This window comes from Catenulispora pinisilvae, assembly GCF_015356865.1.
Classification (GTDB): Bacteria; Actinomycetota; Actinomycetes; order Streptomycetales; family Catenulisporaceae; genus Catenulispora; species Catenulispora pinisilvae.
In genome coordinates, this window is the sequence record NZ_JAAFZA010000505.1 from 1 (window position 1) to 1,349 (window position 1,349).

The 1,349-nt window shown below is 69.2% G+C and carries 1 protein-coding gene; it reads left to right on the forward strand.

The genetic code is table 11. From position 1 onward, the window contains the following. The first annotated feature begins 51 nt into the window (after positions 1-51). Positions 52-1,341 carry an IS30 family transposase gene (locus tag IZR01_RS49190; RefSeq protein ID WP_194927889.1) on the forward strand — a complete coding sequence of 430 codons (1,290 nt, stop codon included), beginning with the start codon at positions 52-54 and terminating at the stop codon, positions 1,339-1,341. The last annotated feature ends 8 nt before the right edge of the window (positions 1,342-1,349 follow it).

The window sequence follows — 1,349 nt, forward strand, 5'->3', positions numbered from 1 at the left end:
GGCGGATTCTAGGAGTCGTTGCAACACCTGAGCCTGAAGGTGTTGTTGACTATGGATCAGTTCTCTGCGGGCCGAAAGCGTGGTCGTCCCGCCGGTGGCCGGTTGGCCGACGAGCGGGAGGGGTTCTTTCGTCTGCTCGACGAGGGCGTCAGGATCGGTAAGGCGTGTGAGCGGGTTGGCGTGTCGCGCCACACCGGCGTGGCCTGGCGGCGAGAGCGCGGTCTGCCGGTCCGGCCCTACGTGCGCGCCGACCCGGCTTTGAGCGGGAAGCAGGCGGCGAAGATGGTGGATGAGCTGGTGGAGGCGGGCGGGCAGCCGGGCCGGTATCTGGATCTGCTGGAGCGGATCCACATCGCCGACCGGCACCGCGAGGGTGCTTCGGTGCGGAGGATCGCCGCCGAGCTGGACCGGTCGCCGTCGACGGTGAGCCGCGAGGTGCGGCGCAACGGGCATGCCGGCGATCCGCAGGCACCGTACCGGGCCGAGCGGGCGCAGCACCGCGCGGCGGCGCGCAAGACCCGGCCCAAGCCGCGCCGGATCGTGAACAATCCCGAGCTGCGCGCCCTGGTGCAGGCGATACTGGATGACGACCTGAGCCCGGAGCAGATCAGCAACCGTCTGCGCCGGGACTTCCCGGACCGGCCGGAGTTGCACGTGTGCACCGAGACGATCTACTCCACGCTGTACGTGCACGGCCGCGGAATCCTGCGTCGGGAGCTGAAGAAGGTGCTGCGCAGCGGACGCTCGGCCCGCAAGCCCCGACGCGCCGCCGATGCGCGGCAGCCGCGCTTCCGCGACCCGATGACCAGCATCCACGACCGCCCCGCCGAAGTCGCCGAGCGCGTCGTGCCCGGCCACTGGGAAGGCGACCTGATCCTGGGAGCGAACAACCGCTCGGCCATGGCCACGCTCGTGGAGCGCACCACCCGCTTCACGCTCGTGGTGCCGCTGCCCGACGGTCACGACGCGGACACCGTCCAGGTCGCACTCACCGAGGCGATCAAGGCGCTGCCGGTCTGCCTGGCCAAGACACTCACCTGGGACCAAGGCGCTGAACTGGCCCGACACCTGGCACTGAGCGTGGCGACGAACATGCAGGTCTACTTCTGCGACCCGCACAGTCCCTGGCAGCGCGGCCTGAACGAGAACACCAACGGACTGCTCCGCCAGTACTTCCCCAAGGGCACGGACCTATCGGTCCACAGCGCCGAGCACGTCGCGGCCGTCGCCGCCAAACTCAACCGGCGACCCCGCAAAGTCCTCGACTGGGATACCCCAGCCGAACGCCTCACCAAGCTACTGTCAGACCACACAACCACAACGCGTTGCGACGACCGGTAGAACTCGCC